At 63.9% G+C, this 20,189-nt stretch carries 21 protein-coding genes; 7 read left to right on the top strand and 14 right to left on the bottom strand.

Features of this window, described 5'->3' with window-relative positions:
- Positions 1–26: 26 nt before the first annotated feature.
- Entirely contained in the window at positions 27–842 is an 816-nt protein-coding gene (gene panB, locus RIN61_RS12690) for a 3-methyl-2-oxobutanoate hydroxymethyltransferase (RefSeq protein ID WP_207877628.1), read from the top strand.
- Here the strand turns inward: panB and RIN61_RS12685 are convergent.
- Positions 830–2,239, bottom strand: a complete 1,410-nt coding sequence (locus RIN61_RS12685; RefSeq protein ID WP_112251218.1) for an aminotransferase-like domain-containing protein — start codon at positions 2,237–2,239, stop codon at positions 830–832. The genes panB and RIN61_RS12685 overlap by 13 nt on opposite strands.
- Positions 2,240–2,510: 271 nt before the next feature.
- On the opposite strand from RIN61_RS12685, the gene RIN61_RS12680 reads away from it, so the two are divergent.
- Both RIN61_RS12680 and RIN61_RS12675 read left to right on the top strand, forming a co-directional pair.
- Positions 2,511–4,241 carry a dipeptidase gene (locus RIN61_RS12680; protein ID WP_112251216.1) on the top strand — a complete coding sequence of 577 codons (1,731 nt, stop codon included), beginning with the start codon at positions 2,511–2,513 and terminating at the stop codon, positions 4,239–4,241.
- A gap of 233 nt (positions 4,242–4,474) precedes the next feature.
- Complete coding sequence (locus RIN61_RS12675) at positions 4,475–4,912, top strand: CBS domain-containing protein (protein ID WP_112251214.1); 438 nt, start codon at positions 4,475–4,477, stop codon at positions 4,910–4,912.
- 6 nt (positions 4,913–4,918) lie between these two features.
- On the opposite strand, the gene RIN61_RS12670 is transcribed toward RIN61_RS12675, so the two are convergent.
- The 3 genes from RIN61_RS12670 to RIN61_RS12660 all read right to left on the bottom strand — a co-directional run bounded on the left by RIN61_RS12670 (position 4,919) and on the right by RIN61_RS12660 (position 6,388).
- Positions 4,919–5,557, bottom strand: coding sequence for an NADH:ubiquinone oxidoreductase subunit N (locus tag RIN61_RS12670; protein WP_112251212.1), 639 nt, complete (start codon positions 5,555–5,557; stop codon positions 4,919–4,921).
- 69 nt (positions 5,558–5,626) lie between these two features.
- Positions 5,627–5,869, bottom strand: a complete 243-nt coding sequence (locus tag RIN61_RS12665; protein WP_112251210.1) for a DUF2789 domain-containing protein — start codon at positions 5,867–5,869, stop codon at positions 5,627–5,629.
- Between the two features lie 60 nt (positions 5,870–5,929).
- The gene (locus RIN61_RS12660) at positions 5,930–6,388 is read right to left on the bottom strand and encodes an aminoacyl-tRNA deacylase (RefSeq protein ID WP_003260230.1); all 459 of its coding nucleotides are present in this window, start codon (positions 6,386–6,388) and stop codon (positions 5,930–5,932) included.
- A gap of 98 nt (positions 6,389–6,486) precedes the next feature.
- On the opposite strand from RIN61_RS12660, the gene RIN61_RS12655 reads away from it, so the two are divergent.
- Positions 6,487–7,833 carry an NfeD family protein gene (locus RIN61_RS12655; protein WP_313857405.1) on the top strand — a complete coding sequence of 449 codons (1,347 nt, stop codon included), beginning with the start codon at positions 6,487–6,489 and terminating at the stop codon, positions 7,831–7,833.
- Between the two features lie 2 nt (positions 7,834–7,835).
- Positions 7,836–8,588 (top strand): slipin family protein, encoded by a 753-nt coding sequence (locus RIN61_RS12650; protein WP_025337287.1) that lies wholly within the window; start codon positions 7,836–7,838, stop codon positions 8,586–8,588.
- Positions 8,589–8,660: 72 nt separating this feature from the next.
- On the opposite strand, the gene RIN61_RS12645 is transcribed toward RIN61_RS12650, so the two are convergent.
- From RIN61_RS12645 to abc-f, 3 genes are all read right to left on the bottom strand, one after another.
- On the bottom strand, positions 8,661–9,293 hold the full coding sequence (locus RIN61_RS12645; RefSeq protein ID WP_133969897.1) for a LysE family transporter: 633 nt from the start codon (positions 9,291–9,293) through the stop codon (positions 8,661–8,663).
- A gap of 199 nt (positions 9,294–9,492) precedes the next feature.
- On the bottom strand, positions 9,493–10,080 hold the full coding sequence (locus RIN61_RS12640) for a mechanosensitive ion channel family protein (RefSeq protein WP_112251204.1): 588 nt from the start codon (positions 10,078–10,080) through the stop codon (positions 9,493–9,495).
- On the bottom strand, positions 10,080–11,990 hold the full coding sequence (abc-f, locus tag RIN61_RS12635; protein ID WP_112251202.1) for a ribosomal protection-like ABC-F family protein: 1,911 nt from the start codon (positions 11,988–11,990) through the stop codon (positions 10,080–10,082). Before abc-f ends, RIN61_RS12640 begins: the two co-directional genes overlap by 1 nt.
- 50 nt (positions 11,991–12,040) lie before the next feature.
- Here abc-f and RIN61_RS12630 point away from each other — a divergent pair, with 50 nt between their 5' ends.
- The gene (locus RIN61_RS12630) at positions 12,041–12,523 is read left to right on the top strand and encodes a TIGR02444 family protein (protein WP_112251200.1); all 483 of its coding nucleotides are present in this window, start codon (positions 12,041–12,043) and stop codon (positions 12,521–12,523) included.
- Here the strand turns inward: RIN61_RS12630 and RIN61_RS12625 are convergent.
- On the bottom strand, positions 12,499–13,632 hold the full coding sequence (locus RIN61_RS12625) for an AlgP family protein (RefSeq protein WP_313857400.1): 1,134 nt from the start codon (positions 13,630–13,632) through the stop codon (positions 12,499–12,501). The two genes, RIN61_RS12630 and RIN61_RS12625, sit on opposite strands and share 25 nt — an antisense overlap.
- 381 nt (positions 13,633–14,013) lie before the next feature.
- On the opposite strand from RIN61_RS12625, the gene RIN61_RS12620 reads away from it, so the two are divergent.
- Complete coding sequence (locus RIN61_RS12620; protein ID WP_112251198.1) at positions 14,014–14,652, top strand: FKBP-type peptidyl-prolyl cis-trans isomerase; 639 nt, start codon at positions 14,014–14,016, stop codon at positions 14,650–14,652.
- Positions 14,653–14,661: 9 nt separating this feature from the next.
- On the opposite strand, the gene rsd is transcribed toward RIN61_RS12620, so the two are convergent.
- From rsd to hemC, 6 genes are all read right to left on the bottom strand, one after another.
- A complete protein-coding gene (gene rsd / locus RIN61_RS12615; RefSeq protein ID WP_112251196.1) occupies positions 14,662–15,132 on the bottom strand; it encodes a sigma D regulator in 471 nt (156 codons plus the stop codon).
- A gap of 230 nt (positions 15,133–15,362) precedes the next feature.
- Positions 15,363–15,869: a disulfide bond formation protein B gene (locus tag RIN61_RS12610; protein ID WP_112251194.1), complete on the bottom strand. Its 507-nt coding sequence runs from the start codon at positions 15,867–15,869 to the stop codon at positions 15,363–15,365.
- A 221-nt stretch (positions 15,870–16,090) separates the two neighbouring features.
- A complete protein-coding gene (locus tag RIN61_RS12605; protein ID WP_112251192.1) occupies positions 16,091–17,329 on the bottom strand; it encodes a heme biosynthesis protein HemY in 1,239 nt (412 codons plus the stop codon).
- Complete coding sequence (locus RIN61_RS12600) at positions 17,326–18,426, bottom strand: uroporphyrinogen-III C-methyltransferase (RefSeq protein ID WP_025337277.1); 1,101 nt, start codon at positions 18,424–18,426, stop codon at positions 17,326–17,328. Before RIN61_RS12600 ends, RIN61_RS12605 begins: the two co-directional genes overlap by 4 nt.
- 45 nt (positions 18,427–18,471) lie before the next feature.
- Positions 18,472–19,239 carry a uroporphyrinogen-III synthase gene (locus tag RIN61_RS12595; protein WP_112251190.1) on the bottom strand — a complete coding sequence of 256 codons (768 nt, stop codon included), beginning with the start codon at positions 19,237–19,239 and terminating at the stop codon, positions 18,472–18,474.
- A complete protein-coding gene (gene hemC / locus RIN61_RS12590) occupies positions 19,236–20,177 on the bottom strand; it encodes a hydroxymethylbilane synthase (protein ID WP_112251188.1) in 942 nt (313 codons plus the stop codon). Before hemC ends, RIN61_RS12595 begins: the two co-directional genes overlap by 4 nt.
- Between the last annotated feature and the right edge of the window lie 12 nt (positions 20,178–20,189).

Genomic DNA, 20,189 nt, shown 5'->3' with positions numbered 1-20,189 from the left:
GCCGTTTCACAACTAAGGAGACACTGATGAGCACGCATATCCGTAACGGACGAATGACTGTCCCGCAACTGGTGGCCATGAAAGGCCGTCAGAAGATCGTCTCGCTGACGGCATACTCCAGCGCGATTGCCCAGGTAATCGACCCCCTGGTCGACTTCATCCTGGTCGGTGACTCCACCGCGATGGTCGGCTACGGCCGCAGCTCCACTCTGGGCATGCGCCTGGACGAGACCATCGCCCATACCCGCGCGGTGGTCGACAGCACGCGCCTGGCCTGTGTGATCGCCGACATGCCGTTCGGCAGCTACCAGGAGAGCCCCGAGCAGGCGTTTCGCAACTGTGCCGAGGTGCTTGCCCGTACCGGCTGCGCCGGGGTGAAACTGGAAGTCAACCAGGTGCTGGCCGGCACCGTGGAATTTCTGGTTGAGCGCGGTGTGCCGGTGATGGCGCACATCGGCCTGATGCCGCAGTTCGTCAACGTCATGGGCGGCTACAAGGCCCAAGGCATGAGCTCGGAAAGCGGCGCGGCACTGATGGCCGATGCACGCGCCAACCTGCGGGCGGGCGCCTTCGCGCTGCTGCTCGAAGGCGTCGCCGAGCCGGTGGCCCGGGCCATAACCGAGGACAGCGACAAGCCAACCATTGGTATCGGCGCCTCCCCGGCCTGCGACGGCCAGGTGCTGGTCACCGAGGACCTGCTGGGCTTGGGGGGTGAGCATGTGCCACGGTTCGTCAAGCAGTACGCCGATGTCGCCGGTGTGATTCGCAAGGCCTGCACACACTTCGCAGACGAGGTGCGTGACGGCACCTTCCCGACGCTTGACCACTGCTACGGCGTCTGAGCCTCGTCCTGGATCGCCTTGACCAGGCGTTGCAGCGCCTGGGGAATGTCCTTGCTCCAGTCCAGCGTGTAGCACAAGCGCAGATGGCTACGCCACAGGCCGCGCTGACTGAAGATTTCCCCGGGCGCGATGACAATGCGCTGGCTCAGCAGGCGCTGGAATACCCGGCGCATTTCCACCGGCCGGGTCGCTTCCAGCCAAAGGCTGGCCCCGCCCTGGGGCGCGACCCAGCGCAGGTAACCCTGGCCGTGGAGCTCCAGCAGGCCCTGCATGTGCTGCATGCGCTCGCGCAGCATGGCGCGCAGCAATTGCAAGTGCTGGTCAACCCGGCGTGAGGTGTACAGCTTGGCGATGGCCTTCTGGCGTATCGGCGATAGGCGGAAGGCACGTTCCAGAAACAGCTGCTGCAACTGCTCGGTTTGGCGCCGACACAGCAGGTATCCATAGGGCGCCTCGGATCCGATGACTTTGTCGAGCGTGGAAAACACCAGCAAGCGGTTGGGGTCGGCGAAGTCGCGATAGCAGGCCGGTGAGGCCTCGAAGCAGAACTCGCCGTAGCCATCGTTCTCGAACAGCCACACATCCCGCTCGGCCAGCCAGCGGGAGATCTGCCGCTTGTCCGCAGCCGGCATCAACCCGCCCTGGGGCACATTGGTGGCCGACGACAGCACCGCCAGGCGCACGGGCTGGGCATGCAGCAACTGACGGAACTGCTCCAGATCGAAACGGCCGTCGGCGCGCAAAGGCACCTCGACGATGGTCATGCGCGCAGCCAGCAACTGCCGCAGCACCGCCCAGGAACAGGGCGACTCGACCAGCGCCACCTGGCCTTCCAGGCCCAGGGCGCGCAGCGACAGCTCGAGGATGCTGCGCAGGTCCGAGCCGATGAAGACATGCTCGGCATGCCAGTAGCGCTGGGGCGAGCGAGTGTAGCGGTCGGCCAGCACACCGCGCAGCTCCGGCTCGCCGAACGGCTGGTACAGCGGCGCATGGGAACGGGGGTACTGGCGCGCCAGCTCGCGCTCGATCATCAGCAGCGGTTTCTCCAGTGACAGCAGCATGGCCGGCGCGTCGCTGCTCAGGGCCAGCATGCCGGGCTGGCGGGCGCTGGAGAACACCGTGTCGAGCAGGCTGGGTGAACATTCGCCGTGCAGCGGCGTCTTGCTGGCCCGGGTGAAATAACCGTGCCTGGGCCTCGCGTACACCCGGCCCTCGTCTTCGAGCAGCGAATAGGCGTACTTGGTGGAGGATACCGACACGTTCAGGCGCTGGGCCAGCTGACGCAACGACGGCAGGCGCTGTTCAACGTCCGACGGTGAGGCCTCGATCCAATCGAGCAGGTACCGGTACACGGCCTGGTAGGTGTAGTGGGACTTGGTATTGTTGTCTGCTTCCATACTCACGGGGTCACTTGTGAAAAAGCGCAGGCACAGGTTACACGCGAATCCCGCGCGCTGCGCTACGCCCCGGGCTGCAGGTATGAACCTTGCTCAGGACGGGACAGAAGCACAGAAAGGCCCCCGGTAAATTGCTGGGGGCTTTTTCGTTTGTGCGACATGTCGCGTTTCTGGCACTCCCGTGCCACGGGTCATTGGTGTTAGCGTGGGCGTCTTCCCGTTTCCCGACGGGTAACCCACAACAATGACTGGCGAAGGAATGCGCACAACCATGCACCTGAAAAAACTCACCGCCACCACCCTGCTGCTGGCCAGCATCGGCCTGTTCACCCAACCGGCCCAGGCCAACCTTACCCAGCAGCAGTCCGCGGCCATCGTCAAAGCGTTCGACGGCAGCGACCCAAGCGACTTCAAGCAGTTCCTCGGCAAGCTCAAAGGCAGCGACCTGGCCAAGGCCGACAACCTTGCGGCAACCCTGGATGCCTACCTGGGCGGCAAGCCATTGGCGGCCGAGCAGCAGAACGAGATCAACCGCCTGCTCGGCCTGTATACCCGCATCAAGTACGGCAAGGCTGCCAGCGAAACCCTGCGTGAGCTGGTGGCCATCCCCACCTTCAATGTCGAGGGCACGCCGCAGCACGAGAACCCCGAGTTCCTCAGGATCGCCGACAAGATCAAGGCCTTGGCTGACAGCTTCGGCCTGGCTTTCCGCAATATCGACAACCGGGTGTACGAGATCTCGCTGGGCAGCGGCAAGGAAGTGGTCGGCATCCATGCTCACGCCGACGTAGTGCCAGTCAACCCGGACAACTGGAAGCTGGCCGATGGCACGCGCCTGGACCCGTTCAAGGTCACCCTGGTCGGTGACCGCATGTATGGCCGCGGCACCGAAGACGACAAGAACGGCATTGTCGTGGCGATGTACGCGCTGAAAGTGGCCAAGGACGAGAACCTGCCGCTGGCCCGCCAGTTCAAGCTGCTGATCGACACCACTGAAGAAACCAGCGGCGATGCCATCCCCTACTACTTCGAGCGCAACCCCACGCCCGACTACAACCTGGCCCTCGATGGCGGCTACCCGGTGGTCATCGCCGAGAAAGGCTACGGCACGATCATGGCAAGCTTCAGCAAGCGCCCGGCCAGTGGCAAGGGTGCCGAGATCGTCAACCTGACTGGCGGCCTGGCCACCAACCAGATTCCGACTACCTCGGTTGCGACCCTGGTCACCGACAACCCGGCGAAGCTGGCCAGCCAGCTGGAAAAAGCCGGTGCCGATTACGTGAAGCGCAATGGCGGCGACTTCAGCATCGTGGCCAAAGCCGATGGCAAGCAGGTATTGCTCACCGTGACCGGCGTTTCCGCCCACTCTTCGGAGCCGGAATCCGGGGTCAACCCGGTAGCGCGCATGCTCGGCTTCATCAACGGCCTGGGCCAGGATGTGCCGCTCAAGCACAACCACTTCACCGACGCCGCCCGCTACGCCGCCGACAACTGGGGCCTGGACTACCTGGGCAACAAGCTCGGCGTGGCCTTCAAGGACCCGTTCATGGGCCCGCTGACCGCCTCGCTGACCTTTGTCGGGGTGGATGAAAAAGGCCTGAAGCTGGCGGTGAACCTGCGCATTCCGAAAGGCAAGCCAATTGCCACGATCAAGGACGAACTGGCCGACAAGCTGGGCAAATGGACCCGGCAGAGCCATACCTCGGTGGCCTTCGACTACAGCCTGGACGAGCCGATGTACCGCAACCCCGAGGGCGAATGGGTCAAAGCCTTGCTTGATGTGGCCACCGAGAACCTGGGCATGAAGCACGAGTTCGGTACCTCGGCGGGCGCCACCTCGGTACACGACCTGCCTAACGGCGTGCAGTTCGGCCTGGCCATGCCGGATGTGAAGTACACCGGGCACAACGACAACGAGTTCAAGACCGTGGAGCAGTTCATGCTGGACTTGCAGGTAGTGAGCGAGATGGTGGCGCGGATCGGGCAGATGCCGAAGCTCTGAGCCAACTCTGCTGGCCTCTTCGCGGCTGAAGCCGCTCCCACAGGGACTGCACCGCCTTTGAAAGCTGTGCGCTCCCTGTGGGAGCGGCTTCAGCCGCGAAGAGGCCAGCACAGGCGACCACTCATGACGTTTTTCAATCGACTCGATGCCGTTTCCTGCATTGCCGTGCAGAGCGCCGTGCCGGATGCTTTATTTACTCCGAGACATCGCTTTTTCCACCCGCAGAGGCCCGTATGAAGACCGTCGAACAAATCCTCAAGACCAAGTCCCAGCACCAGACCGTGTACACCATCGGCCCGGATGACTCGGTACTCGACGCACTGAAGCTGCTGGCGGAGAAAAACGTCGGTGCGCTACCGGTGGTCGAGGGTAACCAAGTCGTGGGTATCGTCAGTGAACGGGACTATGCGCGCAAACTGGTGCTCAAGGGCCGTTCGTCCGCCGCTACCCCCGTGCGCGACATCATGAGTGCGCCGGTGGTTACCGTGGAACCGAAGCAGAACCTCGAGTACTGCATGAACCTGATGACCAACCGCCACCTGCGCCACCTACCGGTGGTCAGCAATGGCGAACTGCTTGGCCTGCTGTCGATCGGTGACCTGGTCAAGGAAACCATCGCAGAACAGGCAAACCTGATCCTGAAACTGGAGCAATACATCCGCGGTGAATAAAGCGTCTCAATGGTAGGCGCGCTCCAGTTCGTCCAGCTGATGGTCAAAGCTGCGCAGGCGCGCCGACCAGGTGTACACCAGCACTTCCAGGTCCCGGTTGAGCACAGCGGTGTTGCCATGGCCGCTGCGGGTCGGCTCACCCAGGTCCAGCTGGTAGCGTTCACGAGCCATGGCCTGGGCCACGCTGGACAGGTCGCGGGCATTGGCCAGCCAGTGGTGATGGTGGTCATGAATTTCGCGGTCGAGCAAGCGGCACTGGCGTTTCAACGCATCCAGGCTCTGCTCCAGCGGCGTGCCCTTGAGTTCGCCCATGACCTCTTCGAAGGTGCGCCCCGAATGCCAGTAGCTGCCCCAGAAATAGCGGTCGAACACCGTCTCGACGCGGCGTAGCGCAACCTTGGTGTTCCAGATGGTCAGCAACGTTCGCCCCTGCACCACCTCACGCTTGTTCAGGTGCAGCTGCTGCCAGGCGATCCAGGTCAGCGCCACCAGTGCAACTGCCACAGTGACGGCGGCAGCGGCATACAGGAAGTGCACTGCCTGGTTCATCTGTTGCGTTTGCCTGATGCCGTAGAAATAACTGGCCGTCAACGTGCCCAGGATCGTCACGGAGCACCAGAAACCCGGTGCGTAGGGATCTTTCATCGCGCTATCCCCTTGTTGTTTTCCTGAGCATAGCAACGGCCAATCACTCGTCAGGCACCACTCGGCGCTTTATTTTTTGCGTGGGTGCAGCGCCTCGTTCAGTTGGTCGATCATCGGAATCCAGTCGTCATCGGCAATGTACTTCTCTTTCAGGAAGGCACGCTGGGAATCGTTCCAGAAAGGTGCATCAACCAGCTTTATATCGTCGTCGAGCGGCGAATGGGTGGTGATGAAACGGTCGATTTCGACCGGATCGTCTGGCAACCCCAGCTGTTGGAAAATCTCGGACAAAGGATGAATCGGCTTATCCATGGTTCCTCCTCGTCGCCAGACCGGTCGTCGACGATGCCGGCCCGGCATGGGTTGAGAGCATCAGCTGAGCTCACGCACTTCGGCGCGCGGCACCAGCTTCAGGTACTGCTCCATGCTCATGTGAATCAGATGATCGTGATCACCCGCCTCCAGATAGACATCGCCTTGGCGGGTAAGACTCGAATCAAGCAGCATCTTTATCTGATAGGCATCGCCCAGCGCCGGTACGGCACCGCGCTCGCAGTCGCCGAACAGGCTCGGCAGGCCGCTTTCACGGGTCAGTTGCCATGCCCCGGACATGCGCACCTTGGTCATGTCCAGATGCCGGTTGGCCGGTAGTACGGCCATGATGTAGTTGCCATGACGGTCATCGAGCATCACTGACTTGGCGACCCGCTCGGCGGGCACGCCGGCCGTGCGGGCCGACTCCAGGCTGGTGGCCGAATGTGGATGGGGAATGATGTCGTAGTCGCAGTTGGCCTTGTCCAGGCGATCCTGCAGGGTCTTTGCCATACGCATGATGCACCTCCGGTTTCGTCCCCCAATTTCCAATTTTAGGCCGGGTACCAGCAGGCAGGGCTAAACTTGTGCAATAGAGGCAAACGAGGTGACGACAGGTGATCGCCCGCTGCTGGCGCTGGCTGTTGCTGCTGTTGCTGCTTGGTATCACCCCAGGCGGTCAGGCAGCGCCCGGAGCAGTGTGGGTGCTGGGCATCGATGATGCCATCGGCCCTGCCAGCGCCGACTACCTGGTGCGCAGCCTCAGCCAGGCCCAGGCGCAGGGCGCGCAACTGGTGGTGATCCGCATGGACACCCCGGGCGGGCTGGACAGCGCCATGCGCCAGATGATCAAGGCGATTCTCGCCAGCCCCGTGCCGGTCGCCACCTTCGTCGCCCCCAGTGGTGCCCGCGCCGCCAGCGCCGGCACTTATATCCTCTATGCCAGCCATGTCGCAGCCATGGCGCCCGGTACCAACCTGGGTGCCGCAACCCCCGTGCAGATAGGCACCACGCCAGGCACGCCCAAGGACGACAAGGCCGAAGGCAGCGATGACGAAACCCTTGCGCGCAAACAGGTCAACGATGCGGCGGCCTACATACGTGGCCTGGCGCAGCTGCGCGGGCGCAATGCCGACTGGGCGGAAAAGGCTGTGCGCGAGGCGGTCAGCCTGTCCGCCAGCGAGGCCTTGCAGCTCGATGTGATCGACCTGGTGGCCGATGACGTACCCGACCTGTTGCGCAAGCTCGATGGCAAAACGCTCAATGTCGCTGGCCAGCCCCGGCAGCTGCAGACTGCCGGTGCCAGCCTGGTCGAGCACCTGCCGGACTGGCGCACCCGGGTGCTGGCGGTCATCACAAACCCCAGCGTGGCGCTGATCCTGATCATGATCGGTGTGTACGGCCTGCTGTTCGAGTTCATGAACCCCGGCTCGGCGGTAGGCGGCGTGGTCGGCGGCATCTGCCTGCTGCTGGCGCTGTATGCCCTGCAGCTGTTGCCGGTGAGCTTCGCCGGGGTGGCGCTGATATTGCTTGGCATCGCCTTCATGATCGCCGAAGCCTTCCTGCCCAGTTTCGGCGTGGTCGGCTTTGGCGGCATTGTCGCTTTCGTGGTAGGCGCGCTGATCCTGATCGACACCGATGCCCCCGGTTTCGGCATCCCGCTGGCCCTGATCGGCACCCTGGCGCTGCTCTCGGCGCTGCTGATCGGCGGTGTGCTGGGCATGGCCCTCAAGGCCCGCCGACGGGCCCTGGTCAGCGGTGACGCCGGCCTGGTCGGCAGCCTGGTCACCGTCACCCAGGTGAAGGCGGGTAACCCGTTCTGTGGCTTTGTGCTAGCCCAGGGCGAGCAATGGCAGGCGCAGTGTGCAACGCCACTGCAAGCGGGCCAGAACGTGCGGGTGACCGCGCGCCATGGCGTCATGCTGGAAGTGAGCGCCGCCGCGCCCGCGGCGCAAGGAGAATGACCATGTTCATGCAATTGGGCTTCGGCGCGGTACTGATCGTGCTGGCGATGCTGTTGCTGTCGGCGTTTCGCATCCTGCGTGAATACGAGCGCGGCGTGGTGTTCCAGCTGGGGCGCTTCTGGCAGGTGAAGGGGCCGGGGCTGATCCTGTTGATCCCGGTGATCCAGCAAATGGTGCGGGTCGACCTGCGCACCGTGGTGCTGGATGTACCACCACAGGATGTGATCACCCGCGACAACGTCTCGGTCAAGGTCAACGCCGTGGTCTACTTCCGCGTGCTCGACCCGCAGAAGGCGATCATCCAGGTCGAGGATTTCCTCGTGGCGACCAGCCAGCTGGCCCAGACCACGCTGCGCGCAGTGCTCGGCAAGCACGAGCTGGATGAACTGTTGGCCGAACGCGAGCAGCTGAACTCGGACATTCGCCAGGTGCTGGATGCACAGACCGATGCCTGGGGCATCAAGGTGGCCAACGTCGAGATCAAGCACGTCGACCTCAACGAATCGATGGTGCGCGCCATTGCCCGCCAGGCCGAGGCCGAGCGTGAACGGCGGGCCAAGGTGATCCATGCCGAGGGTGAGTTGCAGGCGTCGGAGAAGCTGATGCAGGCGGCGCAGATGCTGAGCAAGGAGCCGGGGGCGATGCAGTTACGTTATATGCAGACGCTGGGGACGATTGCCGGGGACAAGAGCTCGACCATCGTCTTTCCGCTGCCGGTGGATTTGCTCAAGGGGTTGGTGGACAAGCAAAAATAGCGGTGGCCGCTACACAATCCCTGTAGGAGCGGCCTTGTGTCGCGATGGGCTGCAAAGCAGCCCCCGGACCTATCAGACAGGCGCGCGGCGCAGAGTCGCCAGGAAGGTAGCCGCACCAATGAACAACCCGGCGAACGTCCGATTCAAACGCTTCTGCTGCTTGGGCGTACGCAGCAAGCGCAAAACCCGCGCCGCCAACCCGGTGTACCCCGCCATTACCAGCATGTCCACGGTGACCATGGTCACGGTGATCGCCACATACTGCGGCAACAGCGGTTCATGCGGGTTGATGAACTGCGGCAGCACCGCCAGCATGAACACCAGTGCCTTGGGGTTGCTGACGTTGACCAGGAAGCCACGGAACACCAGGCTCAGCGGTTTGCCGATCGGGCGCACGGCGGATTCATCGCTCATGTCCATCGGCAAGGCGCGCCATTGCTTGTAGGCCAGGTAGACAAGGTAGGCGACGCCGAACCATTTGATGACCTGGAAGGCCGTGGCCGAGGCGGCAAGGACGGCGCCGACGCCGGCGGCGATGATGGCGATCTGCAGGATCAGACCCAGTTGCAGGCCCAGGGCGTTCCAGTAGCCACGCCAGAAGCCGTATTGCAGGCCGCTGGACATCGAAGCAATCGCCCCGGCACCGGGTGAAAGGCTGATCACCCAACAGGCGGCAAAGAAGCCCAGCCACACTTCCATCGACATCACACACCTCGCTCGAACATATGTTGCAAAACGTTAAGCTAAGGTTTTGGTGAAAAAATAACCAGCAAATTCTGCAGGATTTGTTCTGCCTGTACCGGCCTCTTCGCGGGTAAACCCGCTCCCACAGGTATCGCGCTGTCCCCAAGGGCTGTGGAATTCCTGTGGGAGCGGGTTTACCCGCGAAGAGGCCGGTGCAGGTTCAGTCAGCCTCGGCGGACGACTCTTTGTGCATGGACTGCACCTCAGCCCCCCGCCAGCGCCGCACCGACTTCTGGAAGAACTGGCTATTGGGCACCTGCACCAGCGCCCCGCCCGTCTCGGGCATTTCCATCAACGTGGTGAACAGCAGGTTGATGGCAATCACCCGGCCTTTCACGCCCGGCTTGTCCAGGGTGTCGACCAGTTCGACCACATCACCGATGCGAAACGGCCCGACGGTGAAGATCAGCACCGCGCACAGCAGGTTGGACAGCACGCTCCACATGGCGAAGAAGGCCACCGCCGCCACCGCGACGAAGCCGGACAGTGCCGTCCACAGCACCGTCGCCGAGACACCCAGGCGTTCCAGCACGAACAGCAACGCGCTGCCCATGATCAGCCAGCGCAAGCCGCCACGCACCGGCACCAGCAGCTCCGCTGGCAACGGGTAACGCTGGCCCAGGCGGCTCAACCCGCGCGCAACGATGCGCTGCAGGACGAAGGCCGCGACCAGGATCAACAGGATCTGCAAGCCCAGCCAGAAGGTGTCCATCCATTGCCCTGGCAGCAGCGAACGCAGTTCCTCCATCAGGACAGCGCCTCGAGCTCGGCCTGCATGCTTTCAAGAGTTTCCAGCGCTTCCATCCAGGCCTCTTCCAGTTCCCCTTCGCGCTGCTTCAGCTTGGTCTGGCGCGCCAGCAGGTCACGCAACTCGTCCTTGCGCGACGCGTCGTAGAGGCCACCATCACCCAGCGCGGTCTCGATCTCGGCCAGTTGCGCATGCACCTGGTTGAGCTCGGCTTCCAGCTTGTCGGCGGCCTTCTTGTGCGGGGCCAGTTGCTGGCGCAAGGCTGCGGCGGCCTGGCGCTGGGCTTTCTTGTCGGTCTTGTCCGGGTTGACCGGGGCGGTACTGGCCGGCGCGCTGCGCTGGCGGTACTCGACCAGCCAGCGGCTGTAGTCGTCCAGGTCACCATCGAAGATGTCGACCTTGCCGTCGGCCACCAACAAGAAGTCGTCGGTGGTGCTCTTGAGCAGGTGACGGTCGTGCGACACCACCACCACGGCACCGGCAAACTCCTGCAGGGCCATGGTCAGCGCCAGGCGCATTTCCAGGTCGAGGTGGTTGGTCGGTTCGTCGAGCAGCAGCAGGTTCGGCCGCTCCCAGGCAATCAGGGCCAGCGCCAGGCGTGCCTTTTCACCACCAGAGAAGTTCACCACCGGCTCGTCGACGCGGTCGCCATGGAAGTCGAAACCGCCCAGGAAGTCGCGCAGGGTCTGCTCACGCTCGGTGGGGGCAATGCGCTGCAGATGCAGCAGCGGGCTGGCCTTGTCGTCCAGCGAGTCCAGCTGGTGCTGGGCAAAGTAGCCCACGGCCAGGTTCTCTCCCCGCACCAGGCGGCCCGACAGTGGCTCGAGCTCGCCTGCGAGGTTCTTGATCAGGGTCGACTTGCCGGCACCGTTGGGGCCGAGCAGGCCAATGCGCGCACCGGGGGTGAGCTGCAGCTTTACCTTGTCGAGAATTGCCTTGTCACCGTAGCCCAGGCGGCCTTCGGACAGGCTCAGCAGCGGGCTGGAGATTTTCTGCGACTCGCGGAAGACGAAATCGAACGGCGAATCGACATGCGCCGCCGACAGTTCTTCCATGCGCTCCAGGGCCTTGATCCGGCTCTGGGCCTGGCGGGCCTTGGTGGCCTGGGCCTTGAAGCGGGCAATGTACTTTTCCATGTGCGCACGCTGGGCCTGCTGCTTCTCGTAGGCCTGCTGCTGTTGCGCCAGGCGCTCGGCACGGGTGCGCTCGAAGGCGGTGTAACCGCCCTTGTACAGGTTCAGCTTGCGTTGCTCGACATGCAGCACATGGTCGACCACGGCATCGAGGAAGTCGCGGTCGTGGGAGATCAGCAACAGCGTGCCGGGGTAGCCCTTGAGCCAGTCCTCCAGCCACAGGATAGCGTCCAGGTCCAGGTGGTTGGTGGGCTCGTCGAGCAGCAGCAGGTCGGACGGGCACATCAGGGCCTGGGCCAGGTTCAGGCGCATCCGCCAGCCACCGGAGAAGTCGCCGACGCGACGGCCCATCTGTTCGTTGGTGAAGCCAAGGCCGGCCAGCAACTTGCGTGCGCGGGCGTCGGCGGTATAGCCGTCGGCGCTATCCAGCTCAATGTGCAGGCGCGCCAGGGCGGTACCGTCGTGAGCCTGCTCGGCTGCGGCCAGTTCAGCCTGGACCTTGCGCAGGCGCACGTCACCGTCGAGCACATAGTCCACGGCCAGGCGGTCAAGGGTGTCGACCTCCTGGCGCATGTGGGCGATGCGCCAGTCACCAGGCAACTGACAATCGCCGGCATCGGGCGACAGCTCACCGCGCAGCAAGGCGAACAGGCTGGATTTTCCGGCGCCGTTGGCGCCGATCAGGCCGGCCTTGTGACCGGTGTGCAGGGTCATCTCGGCGCCTTCTAGCAAGCGCTGCGGACCACGCTGTAAAGTGAGGTTGGATAGTCTGATCATGATGGTCGCGGAGTCTACCAGCTTCCTCGGCCCATAGCGCGAGTGGAACCATGCACACCGACCTGTGGAATCACGCCCTGGCCCTGTACGCCAGGCCCGGCGTGGAAGCCGCCTGCCTTGACCTGCAGACACTGGGTGGCGATGTCTGTCTGCTGCTGTGCGCAACCTGGCTGCAGGCGCGTGGCGTGGCCGTGCGAGAGGGACGCGTAACAGCATTGCGCGAGATTGCCGAGCCCTGGCAGCGCGACGTGGTCAACCCGTTGCGCAGCTTGCGCCAACAGTGGCGAGCAGCAGCGCAAGGTGATGCGCAGCTGGCGGTGCTGCGGGAGCAAGTGAAGGGATTGGAATTGCAGGCTGAGAAGGCCTTGCTGGAACGCTTGCAGGAGCGTTCGCGACAGTGGCCGGTGGGCGCCCATGAACCCATGGAAGACTGGCTGGACCGGCTGGCGCCGGACCAGGCCCGCCACCACGACGCGCTAGTTAATTTGCGCGTCGCGGCGGCAGCACTTCAGGACGCCGAAGACGGTGCCTGAGCCGGGGTGCTGGCAGGTGCCGATGATGCTACCGAAGCTGCCGGGGTGGCCGAGTTGGTCGCGGCGGCCGGAGTGCTGGCGGCTGGCGTAGCCGGTTTGGCTTCGGCTGGCTTGCTGGCAACAGGCTTGGCAGCTGCGGGCTTGACGGCCGCACGTGTTGGAGCCTTGGCGGCAGCTGGCTTGGCAGCGGTAGTGGCCTTGGCGGCTGGCTTGGCTGCAGGCTTGGCAGCGGTAGTGGCCTTGGCGGCTGGCTTGGCTGCAGGTTTGGCAGCAGCAGTGGCCTTGGCGGCTGGCTTGGCTGCAGGTTTGGCAGCAGCAGTGGCTTTGGCGGCTGGCTTGGCTGCAGGTTTAGCAGCAGTGGCTTTGGCAGCTGGTTTGGCTGCAGGCTTGGCAGCAGCAGTGCCCTTGGCAGCCGGCTTGGCTGCAGCAGTGGCCTTGGCGGCTGGCTTGGCTGCAGGTTTAGCAGCAGCAGTGGCTTTGGCAGCTGGTTTGGCCGCAGGTTTGGCAGCAGCAGTGCCCTTGGCAGCCGGCTTGGCAGCAGCAGTGGCTTTGGCAACTGGTTTGGCCGCAGGCTTGGCTGCAGGCTTGGCTGCAGGCTTGGCTGCAGGCTTGGCTGCAGGCTTGGCTGCAGCGGTGGCCTTGGCAACTGGCTTGGCTGCAGCAGCCTTGGTGACGAGTTTGGCGGCTGCCGGTTTGGAAGTCTTGGCAGCACGCTGGTCAAGCGCCTTGGCTGCAGCTTCACGAACCTTGCCTACACCTTGGGCCAGCTTGAGGCTGTCCTGGGCATCGCGCTTGAGTTGCTGGATATAAGAACGGGTCTGGGTTTGACGTTCCTTGAGGGAGTCGAGCAGCTCTTCAAGTTCGCCAATGGCTTTTTGCGCCTTGGTCTGCGCCTTGGCTTTACCTGCCTTGGCCGCGTCTTGCAGTTTCAGGCGACCGTTGTGCAGTTTCTCCTGAGCCTTGCCACGCTGCTTTTCCAACTTGGCCAGCAGTTTTTCCGCATCAGCCAGCGCTTGCGAGCAGGCATCTTCCAAGTGTTCGAGCAAGCTGCCCGAAAGTTGCTGGAGCAGGTGTAACGGCGTGCTTACTGGCTTCTTTTTAGCCGACATGGTTTACCTCCTGGCTGACGAGTTTGCGGCTCATACTATGCTTCTGCTGCTACCGCCGCTAGGGCATGTTGACAGTATTATTTACGCCGCGTTGCATGCCTGGGCAAAGTTGTTATCTTGCAGCTCCGAGCAAGTGTAGTTGCTGAATAAATCATTGCTGATATTTGGCAGTTATCTGTACTGCACAGCCCCTCTGTAGGAGCGGCCTTGTGTCGCGATGGGGCGCGGAGCGGCCCCCGGTTTCAGCGCCAGGGCAAATATCGCCGGGGCTGCTCTGCAGCCCTTTCGCGACACAAGGCCGCTCCCACAAGGACCATGAAAAGGCCAATACAAGTAGTGAACACTGGCATACTTCCCCGCTCATTGGCGCAGGAACTGACCATGTCTCGATATCTTGTTTTAGGTTTATGCCTGCTGGCACCCATCGCCTTGGCCGACAGCAAAGAACATGACCTTGCCTACAGCATCGGCGCCAGCCTGGGTGAGCGACTGCGCCAGGATGTGCCTGACCTGCAGCTGGATGCGCTGATAGAAGGCCTGCGCCATTCCTATGAGGGACAACCGCTGAAACTCGACAAGGCACGCATGCAGGCCTTGCTCCAACAGCAGGAAGCGCAGGAAGGCGATGCCGCCATGCAAAAGCTGCAAGCTGCTGAAACACGCTTCATGGCCAACGAGCGTGGTCGTTATGGCGTACGCGAACTACCGGAGGGCGTGCTCTACAGCGAACTGCAAGCAGGTACGGGCGCGCAGCCCAAAGCCGGTGGCAAGGTGCAGGTGCGTTATGTGGGCAGGCTGCCAGATGGCTCGGTGTTCGACCAGAACCAGACGCCCCAGTGGTTCAGCCTGGATTCGGTGATCGAAGGGTGGCAGGTAGCCTTGCCAAAGATGCACGCTGGCGCCAAATGGCGCCTGGTGATTCCCTCAGCGCAAGCCTATGGCGCCGAGGGCGCAGGGGACCTGATCGCACCCTACACACCCCTGGTGTTCGAGATCGAGCTGCTGGCGGTTGGCGATTGACGCCAACCCTCAGGCCTGGACCGCGCCTTCTTCCTTGTGCGCGTTGTGCAACACTTCGATCAGGCAGTCTTCCAGCTCGAAGCGCTCGTGCAGCAGGCCACCCAGCTTGCCCAGCTTTTCGGCAAAGCGTTCGGTGTCCTTGCACTCACCCTTGGCGCAATGGTCATTGAAGGCCAGTGCGATCTGAGTACTGTCATTGATCCGTGGGTTGATCTCTTCGGCCAGCTTCAACGCCTTCTCGTCTCCGAAGGCCTTGGCCTCACTGACCAGCTGCTCGCAGACCTCGAAATGCCACGCCGAAACGTAGTCGACAAGGAGCGCACAAAACTCCCCGTTCGTGTCCTTGTCGGCGAAGGCCGGCTTCGCATCGCGCAATGCGCGGAAAGCCTGCACCAGTTCCTGGCGCTCCTCCAGCCAGCGGTCGATCAGTTTATGAACCCCACCCCAGCGTTCCTGAGCGTTCTGGCAACTATCGAGCATGGCTATCTCTTCCCTTCTGGGTAGATGCCGCTGCACCTCGCACCACGACCATGCAGCACAAAGGTGACATCAGCAGGCGGCATCGAGCAGTTGTGTTTTCGGTATGCGTGCTGGGAGATTATTCCCGCACGGGCTGGCCTTCAAGGTACGCAGCGGACAAAGTTCATACAAGTGTTTAATACCCTGTTACACGGCCATTGGTCGTACCAATGGCGCAACCTTGCGCCAGGTCATGTTCTCGCCAGGCTGCGGAAACGATACGCCAGCAGGCAGCTCAAGGGCAGCAACGCCAACAGCAGGAAAGCCAGCAGGCTCCACTCGGGCAGGGTCAGGTCGAGAAAGCTCCAGGTCAGAGAGCTGCAATCCGGGCCGCCGAACAACAACTGCCGGGCCGCCTCGCCCCAGGATTGTTCGAACAGCCGACCGAGCGGCACCGGGCAGACAGGGATGGCCCCGTCATCCCCTTGCAACCAGACATGTCGCGCTGCCAGCAACGCCCCGGCCAGCGAACAGCCCAGCGTTGCCCGCGCGTAACAGCGAATGCCCGCCGTACCCGGCGCCTGCAGCACTGCCGCCAGGCACAGCAGCGCGTACACGCCAAGCAGCAGCCGCTGGCTGAAACACAACGGGCAGGGCACCAGCCCGAGGACGCTTTCCAGGTGGACGGACGCGGCCAGTACCGCCAGTGCAGCAAGGCAGGCAGGTAGGAAAAAGGTGCGCAAACGGGCCGGCAGCATGGGCGGTGAAGGTCCCGGGATAATGAAGTGGCTTGAAACGGTAGAGGAAAGACGCGCTTTGTTTCAAGGCGCGACGGCAATGACAAGTCGCTGAATCGCGAAGGAAATTTCCAACCATGCGGTAGGAAACGTCTGAAGAAATGGACTGCAGATCTAACTTACATCGAAAGGAAAGTTACCTGCCCCCGGAGCCCGCACCTTTGCGCGGGCCCTGGGGTAGGTCAGGCGCGTACGCCTTCGGGCAATGGCAGGGCTAGCAGGCGCTCGTCAAGCAGGCCGAGGCCCTCCTGGAACAGCTGGTTGCTGCGCTCGGTCTCGCCAAGGCCGGCGAGCAGGCGCGCCAGCTCGGCACAGGCCTCGGGGTTGCGCTCCATGCGCAGGCTGCTTTCGAGGTAGTCGCGCGCCTTGCCCCACAGGCGGTTCTGCAGGCTCAGGCGGCCCAGGGTAAGCAGCAGGCTTGCATCTTGGGGGTGGGCCTTGAGCCAACCTTCGGCCGTTTGCAGCTGGCGCGCCGGGTCATCGCCACGCACCAGGCCGTACAGGCGGGCCAGGTGGCTTTCGTAGTCACGCTTGAGGGCAGTGCGCAGCACCTGTTCGGCTTCGCTCTGGGCGCCCACTTGGCGCAGTTGCTCGGCATAGGCCAGCACCAGTTGTGGCTCCTGGCGCTGGGCTGCGGTCAGTTGCTGCCAGGCGCGCTCCAGCGCCTGACGGGCACTTTGCGCATCCTCGCCACGGGTGCTGGCCAAGCTCAGGTTCTGGCCCCAGGCACGTTGCTCGAGGGCCGCCAGTTCGGTAGCTGGCAGCACCTTGTGCTTGCGCAGGTCGGGCAGCAGGCGGATCAGTGCCGACCAGTCGCCGCGCTCCAGATACAGGCGCTGCAACAGGCGCAGCACCTGGCTGTTGTGCGGGTGGCGCTCCTGCATGGCCAGCAGGGTTTCCAGCGCACCATCGCTTTCGCCACGGTCCATCTGTAACTGCGCATGGGTCAGGGCGATGGCCAGTTCCGCTTGCGGCTGGCGCTCCAGGGCACGCTCCAGCAGGTTGTCGCTGTCTTCGGTACGGCCTTGCTCGTTGGCCGCACGCGCGGCACCGAGGTAGAACAGCAGCGGCTGTCGCTCGGCCTCGGCAGCCCGGTGCAGGTGGCGCTGGGCGCTGGCCCAGCGGCCCTCGGCGAGGTCCAGCTGGCCCTGCTCGATGGCCAGGCGAATACGCCGGCTGCGGTTACGCCGCGACCACGGGTTGACCACGCCGCTGGAGGTCAGCACCAGGCCGACCAGGTAGCGCACCAGCCACAGCAGCAGCACGACGGCCAGCAAACCCGCCAGGGCCGCCCACAGCCCCGACTGGTAACGGAAGCTGCCATACGAGATCAGCACGTAGCCGCTGTGCTTGGCGACCGCAATACCCAGCGCCGCGGCGACCACGATCGCCAGCACGGCCAGCAGGTAGACACGTTTCATGGTTTGCCCCCTTCTGCCTCGGCCGGCAGGTGGCGGCGCTGGATATAGGCCTGCACTGCAGCCAGGCTTTCGCTGAGGTCAGGGGTAACCACCGACACCGGCTGCTCGGCCAGGGCATTGAGGCTGTCAAGCATGGCCTTGCTTTGCGGGTTGTCGGCGTTGAAGTTGGCCAACAGTACGCTGCGGGCGTCGTCCAGCGCCTGGGTGTAAACCTTGCTATCGCCATTGAGCGCTGCCCACTGGGCCTGCTCGATGGTCAGGCTCAGGGCCAGGCGCAGCTGGTTCAGTTGCTGCCCGGCCAGTAGCGGACGCACGTTGTCATCGGCGTTGAAGTCGATCTGGAAGTACTTGGAGATCTCGGCCCACCACTGGGACAGGCGACTGGCGCCGTCACCATCGGCGGTGAGCGCGCCCAGGGCATCGGCATTGGTGTCGAACTCCGGCGACTGGGCGCTGAGTTGCTGCACCAGCTCGCGCTGAGCGGCCAGTTTCAGGAACAGGCCGGTACGGTCCGGTTGCTGGGTGCTGTTGAGCGTGGCCAGGCTGCGCGCCAGTTGCTCACGGGCGGCGAAGGCACCCGGATCGCTCTGCTCGCGCAGGATCTCGTCGGCACCCTCTACCAAGGCCTTGGCACTGGTAATGTCCTGCAGCGCAGACAGCCGCAGGGTGGCCAGGCGCAGCAGGTGCTCGGCCTCGGCCAGGCGCCATTCCTTGCGGCTTTCGCCCAACACGGTTTCCAGACGCTGGCTGAGGCGTTGCTGGTCGCCTTGCAGCTGTGCCACCAGGCGGCGGCGGTCTTCCAGCTCGCTGGCCGCCGGCAGGCTGGCCAGCTGTGCGCTGATCTGCTGTTCGCGCTGCTGCAGGGCCTCGGCGCGCTGGTTCAGCGCCTCGATGTGCTGGCCCTGGTTGAATTCGCTGCCTTGCAGCTGACGCACCTGCCAGACACCCCAGCCACCTACCGCCACTCCGGCCGCGCCCAACAGCAGGGCCAGCGTTGCCAGGCCACTGCCGGAGCGCTTGGCAGGTGGGGCGGTGACGGGTTCCGCCGGCGCCTGTGCCGACGGCTGATCGTTATTGGACAAGACAGTCTCGCTCACGTATCCATCCTTTGCATGGGGGCGCATCGCGTTCAGCTTAGCGCCTTAAGAGGCAGGTGCAGCGCTGCGCTGCACGGCTACCAGCAAGGCCGTGGCACTGGCGCCACGGCAATCCACAACCTGTTGGGCCCCGGCGGCCCTGGCCTGGTCTGCAACCCGAGGGCTGGGCACGAACAGCGGCAGACGCGCCAGCTGCGGCCAATCGGCGCCGGCCATCTGCTGCAAGTGTTCAAAACCCTGCCCACTGCTGACCACCAGGCCATTGAGGCGTTCCGCTTCGATGCGGCGCATCAGGGTGCCCGCCGGGTAAGCCGGCAGGCAGCGACGATACAGTTCCAGATAATCGACACTAGCACCTTGCTCTGCAAGACGCTCTGCCAGCAGTTCGCGACCTCCGACACCACGAACGATCAAGATCCGCGGTGCCGGCGTGGCAACTGCCTGGCGCAGGACCGGCAGTGCCAGCAAAGCTTCGCTGTCATCGCCACTTGGCGGGAAGCTCACCGTCAGGCCCGCCCGCTGCAGCACGGCGGCGGTCGCCTCGCCCACAGTGAACCAGCCTTGCACGGGTGGCTGCAGGCCGGCATCGGCCAGTTGCTCAAGCAACAACCGGGCTGCCGGCTTGCTGACCACAATGATCGCCTGGAAGCCCTGCAGGCCTTCCAGCAACAGGCGTTGCTGGTTATCCATAGCGACGGGCTCGATTGCCAGCAGCGGCAGGCAGCTGCTGGCTACCCCCGCCGCTGCCAGGCTTTGCGCCAGTGCCGCACAATCCTCGGCAGGCCGGGTCAGCAACAGGCGCCAGGAGCTCACGGGTGGCCGGCCTCGCCGTAGACTTCCTTGAGGATGGCCTCGGCGCCCTGCCCCAGCAGGTCCTCGGCCACCTGCACGCCCAAGGTTTCGGCGGCAGTACGGGGTGCGCGGGCATCGGCCACCAGCAGTGTACCGCCGCTGGGCTGGCCTACCAGGCCACGCAGCCAAAGCTGGTCACCTTCCAGCACCGCATAGCAGGCGATCGGTACCTGGCAGCCGCCATTCAGGCGTTTGTTCAGGGCACGTTCGGCCACCACCCGGTCGGCGGTATCGGCATGATGCAGCGGCGCCAGCAGCGCATGGATTTCCTGGTCGGCGCTACGGCACTCGATGCCCACCGCGCCCTGGCCGCCAGCCGGCAGGCTGTCATCGACGCTGATGGTGGAGGTGATTCGTTCTTCGAAGCCCAGGCGGATCAGGCCGGCGGCGGCGAGGATGATGGCGTCGTACTCACCGGCATCCAGCTTGGCCAGGCGAGTGTTGACATTGCCGCGCAGGAAGCGGATTTGCAGGTCCGGGCGACGCGCCAGCAGCTGGGCCTGGCGACGCAGGCTGGAGGTGCCGACGATACTGCCGGCAGGCAGCGCTTCGAGGCTGTCGAAGGTATTGGAAACGAAGGCATCGCGCGGGTCTTCGCGCTCGCAGATGCAGTACAGGCCCAGGCCTTCGGGGAAGTCCATGGGCACGTCCTTCATCGAATGCACGGCGATGTCGGCTTCATTGTCCAGCAGGGCAGTTTCCAGTTCCTTGACGAACAGGCCTTTGCCGCCGATCTTCGCCAGCGGCGCGTCGAGCAGCTTGTCGCCACGGCTGACCATGGGAACCAAGGTCACCAGCAGACCGGGGTGAGCCTGCTCGAGGCGGGCTTTGACGTATTCGGCCTGCCACAGGGCCAAGGCACTTTTACGGGTGGCAATGCGGATTTCGCGAGTGGACATGGAACGCCCCGA

The sequence above is a fragment of the Pseudomonas inefficax genome, assembly GCF_032164165.1.
Classification (GTDB): domain Bacteria; phylum Pseudomonadota; class Gammaproteobacteria; order Pseudomonadales; family Pseudomonadaceae; genus Aquipseudomonas; species Aquipseudomonas inefficax.
The sequence above is the reverse complement of the archived record's forward strand: the minus strand, read 5'-3'. Positions and strand labels throughout refer to the sequence as shown.

Bases quoted from the DNA above. Each gene is read 5' to 3' on its own strand.
- panB (WP_207877628.1), top strand. From the start codon at position 27: ATGAGCACGCATATCCGTAACGGACGAATGACTGTCCCGCAACTGGTG.
- RIN61_RS12685 (WP_112251218.1), bottom strand. From the start codon at position 2,239: ATGGAAGCAGACAACAATACCAAGTCCCACTACACCTACCAGGCCGTG.
- RIN61_RS12680 (WP_112251216.1), top strand. From the start codon at position 2,511: ATGCACCTGAAAAAACTCACCGCCACCACCCTGCTGCTGGCCAGCATC.
- RIN61_RS12675 (WP_112251214.1), top strand. From the start codon at position 4,475: ATGAAGACCGTCGAACAAATCCTCAAGACCAAGTCCCAGCACCAGACC.
- RIN61_RS12670 (WP_112251212.1), bottom strand. From the start codon at position 5,557: ATGAAAGATCCCTACGCACCGGGTTTCTGGTGCTCCGTGACGATCCTG.
- RIN61_RS12665 (WP_112251210.1), bottom strand. From the start codon at position 5,869: ATGGATAAGCCGATTCATCCTTTGTCCGAGATTTTCCAACAGCTGGGG.
- RIN61_RS12660 (WP_003260230.1), bottom strand. From the start codon at position 6,388: ATGCGTATGGCAAAGACCCTGCAGGATCGCCTGGACAAGGCCAACTGC.
- RIN61_RS12650 (WP_025337287.1), top strand. From the start codon at position 7,836: ATGTTCATGCAATTGGGCTTCGGCGCGGTACTGATCGTGCTGGCGATG.
- RIN61_RS12645 (WP_133969897.1), bottom strand. From the start codon at position 9,293: ATGTCGATGGAAGTGTGGCTGGGCTTCTTTGCCGCCTGTTGGGTGATC.
- RIN61_RS12640 (WP_112251204.1), bottom strand. From the start codon at position 10,080: ATGGAGGAACTGCGTTCGCTGCTGCCAGGGCAATGGATGGACACCTTC.
- abc-f (WP_112251202.1), bottom strand. From the start codon at position 11,990: ATGATCAGACTATCCAACCTCACTTTACAGCGTGGTCCGCAGCGCTTG.
- RIN61_RS12630 (WP_112251200.1), top strand. From the start codon at position 12,041: ATGCACACCGACCTGTGGAATCACGCCCTGGCCCTGTACGCCAGGCCC.
- RIN61_RS12625 (WP_313857400.1), bottom strand. From the start codon at position 13,632: ATGTCGGCTAAAAAGAAGCCAGTAAGCACGCCGTTACACCTGCTCCAG.
- RIN61_RS12620 (WP_112251198.1), top strand. From the start codon at position 14,014: ATGTCTCGATATCTTGTTTTAGGTTTATGCCTGCTGGCACCCATCGCC.
- rsd (WP_112251196.1), bottom strand. From the start codon at position 15,132: ATGCTCGATAGTTGCCAGAACGCTCAGGAACGCTGGGGTGGGGTTCAT.
- RIN61_RS12610 (WP_112251194.1), bottom strand. From the start codon at position 15,869: ATGCTGCCGGCCCGTTTGCGCACCTTTTTCCTACCTGCCTGCCTTGCT.
- RIN61_RS12605 (WP_112251192.1), bottom strand. From the start codon at position 17,329: ATGAAACGTGTCTACCTGCTGGCCGTGCTGGCGATCGTGGTCGCCGCG.
- hemC (WP_112251188.1), bottom strand. From the start codon at position 20,177: ATGTCCACTCGCGAAATCCGCATTGCCACCCGTAAAAGTGCCTTGGCC.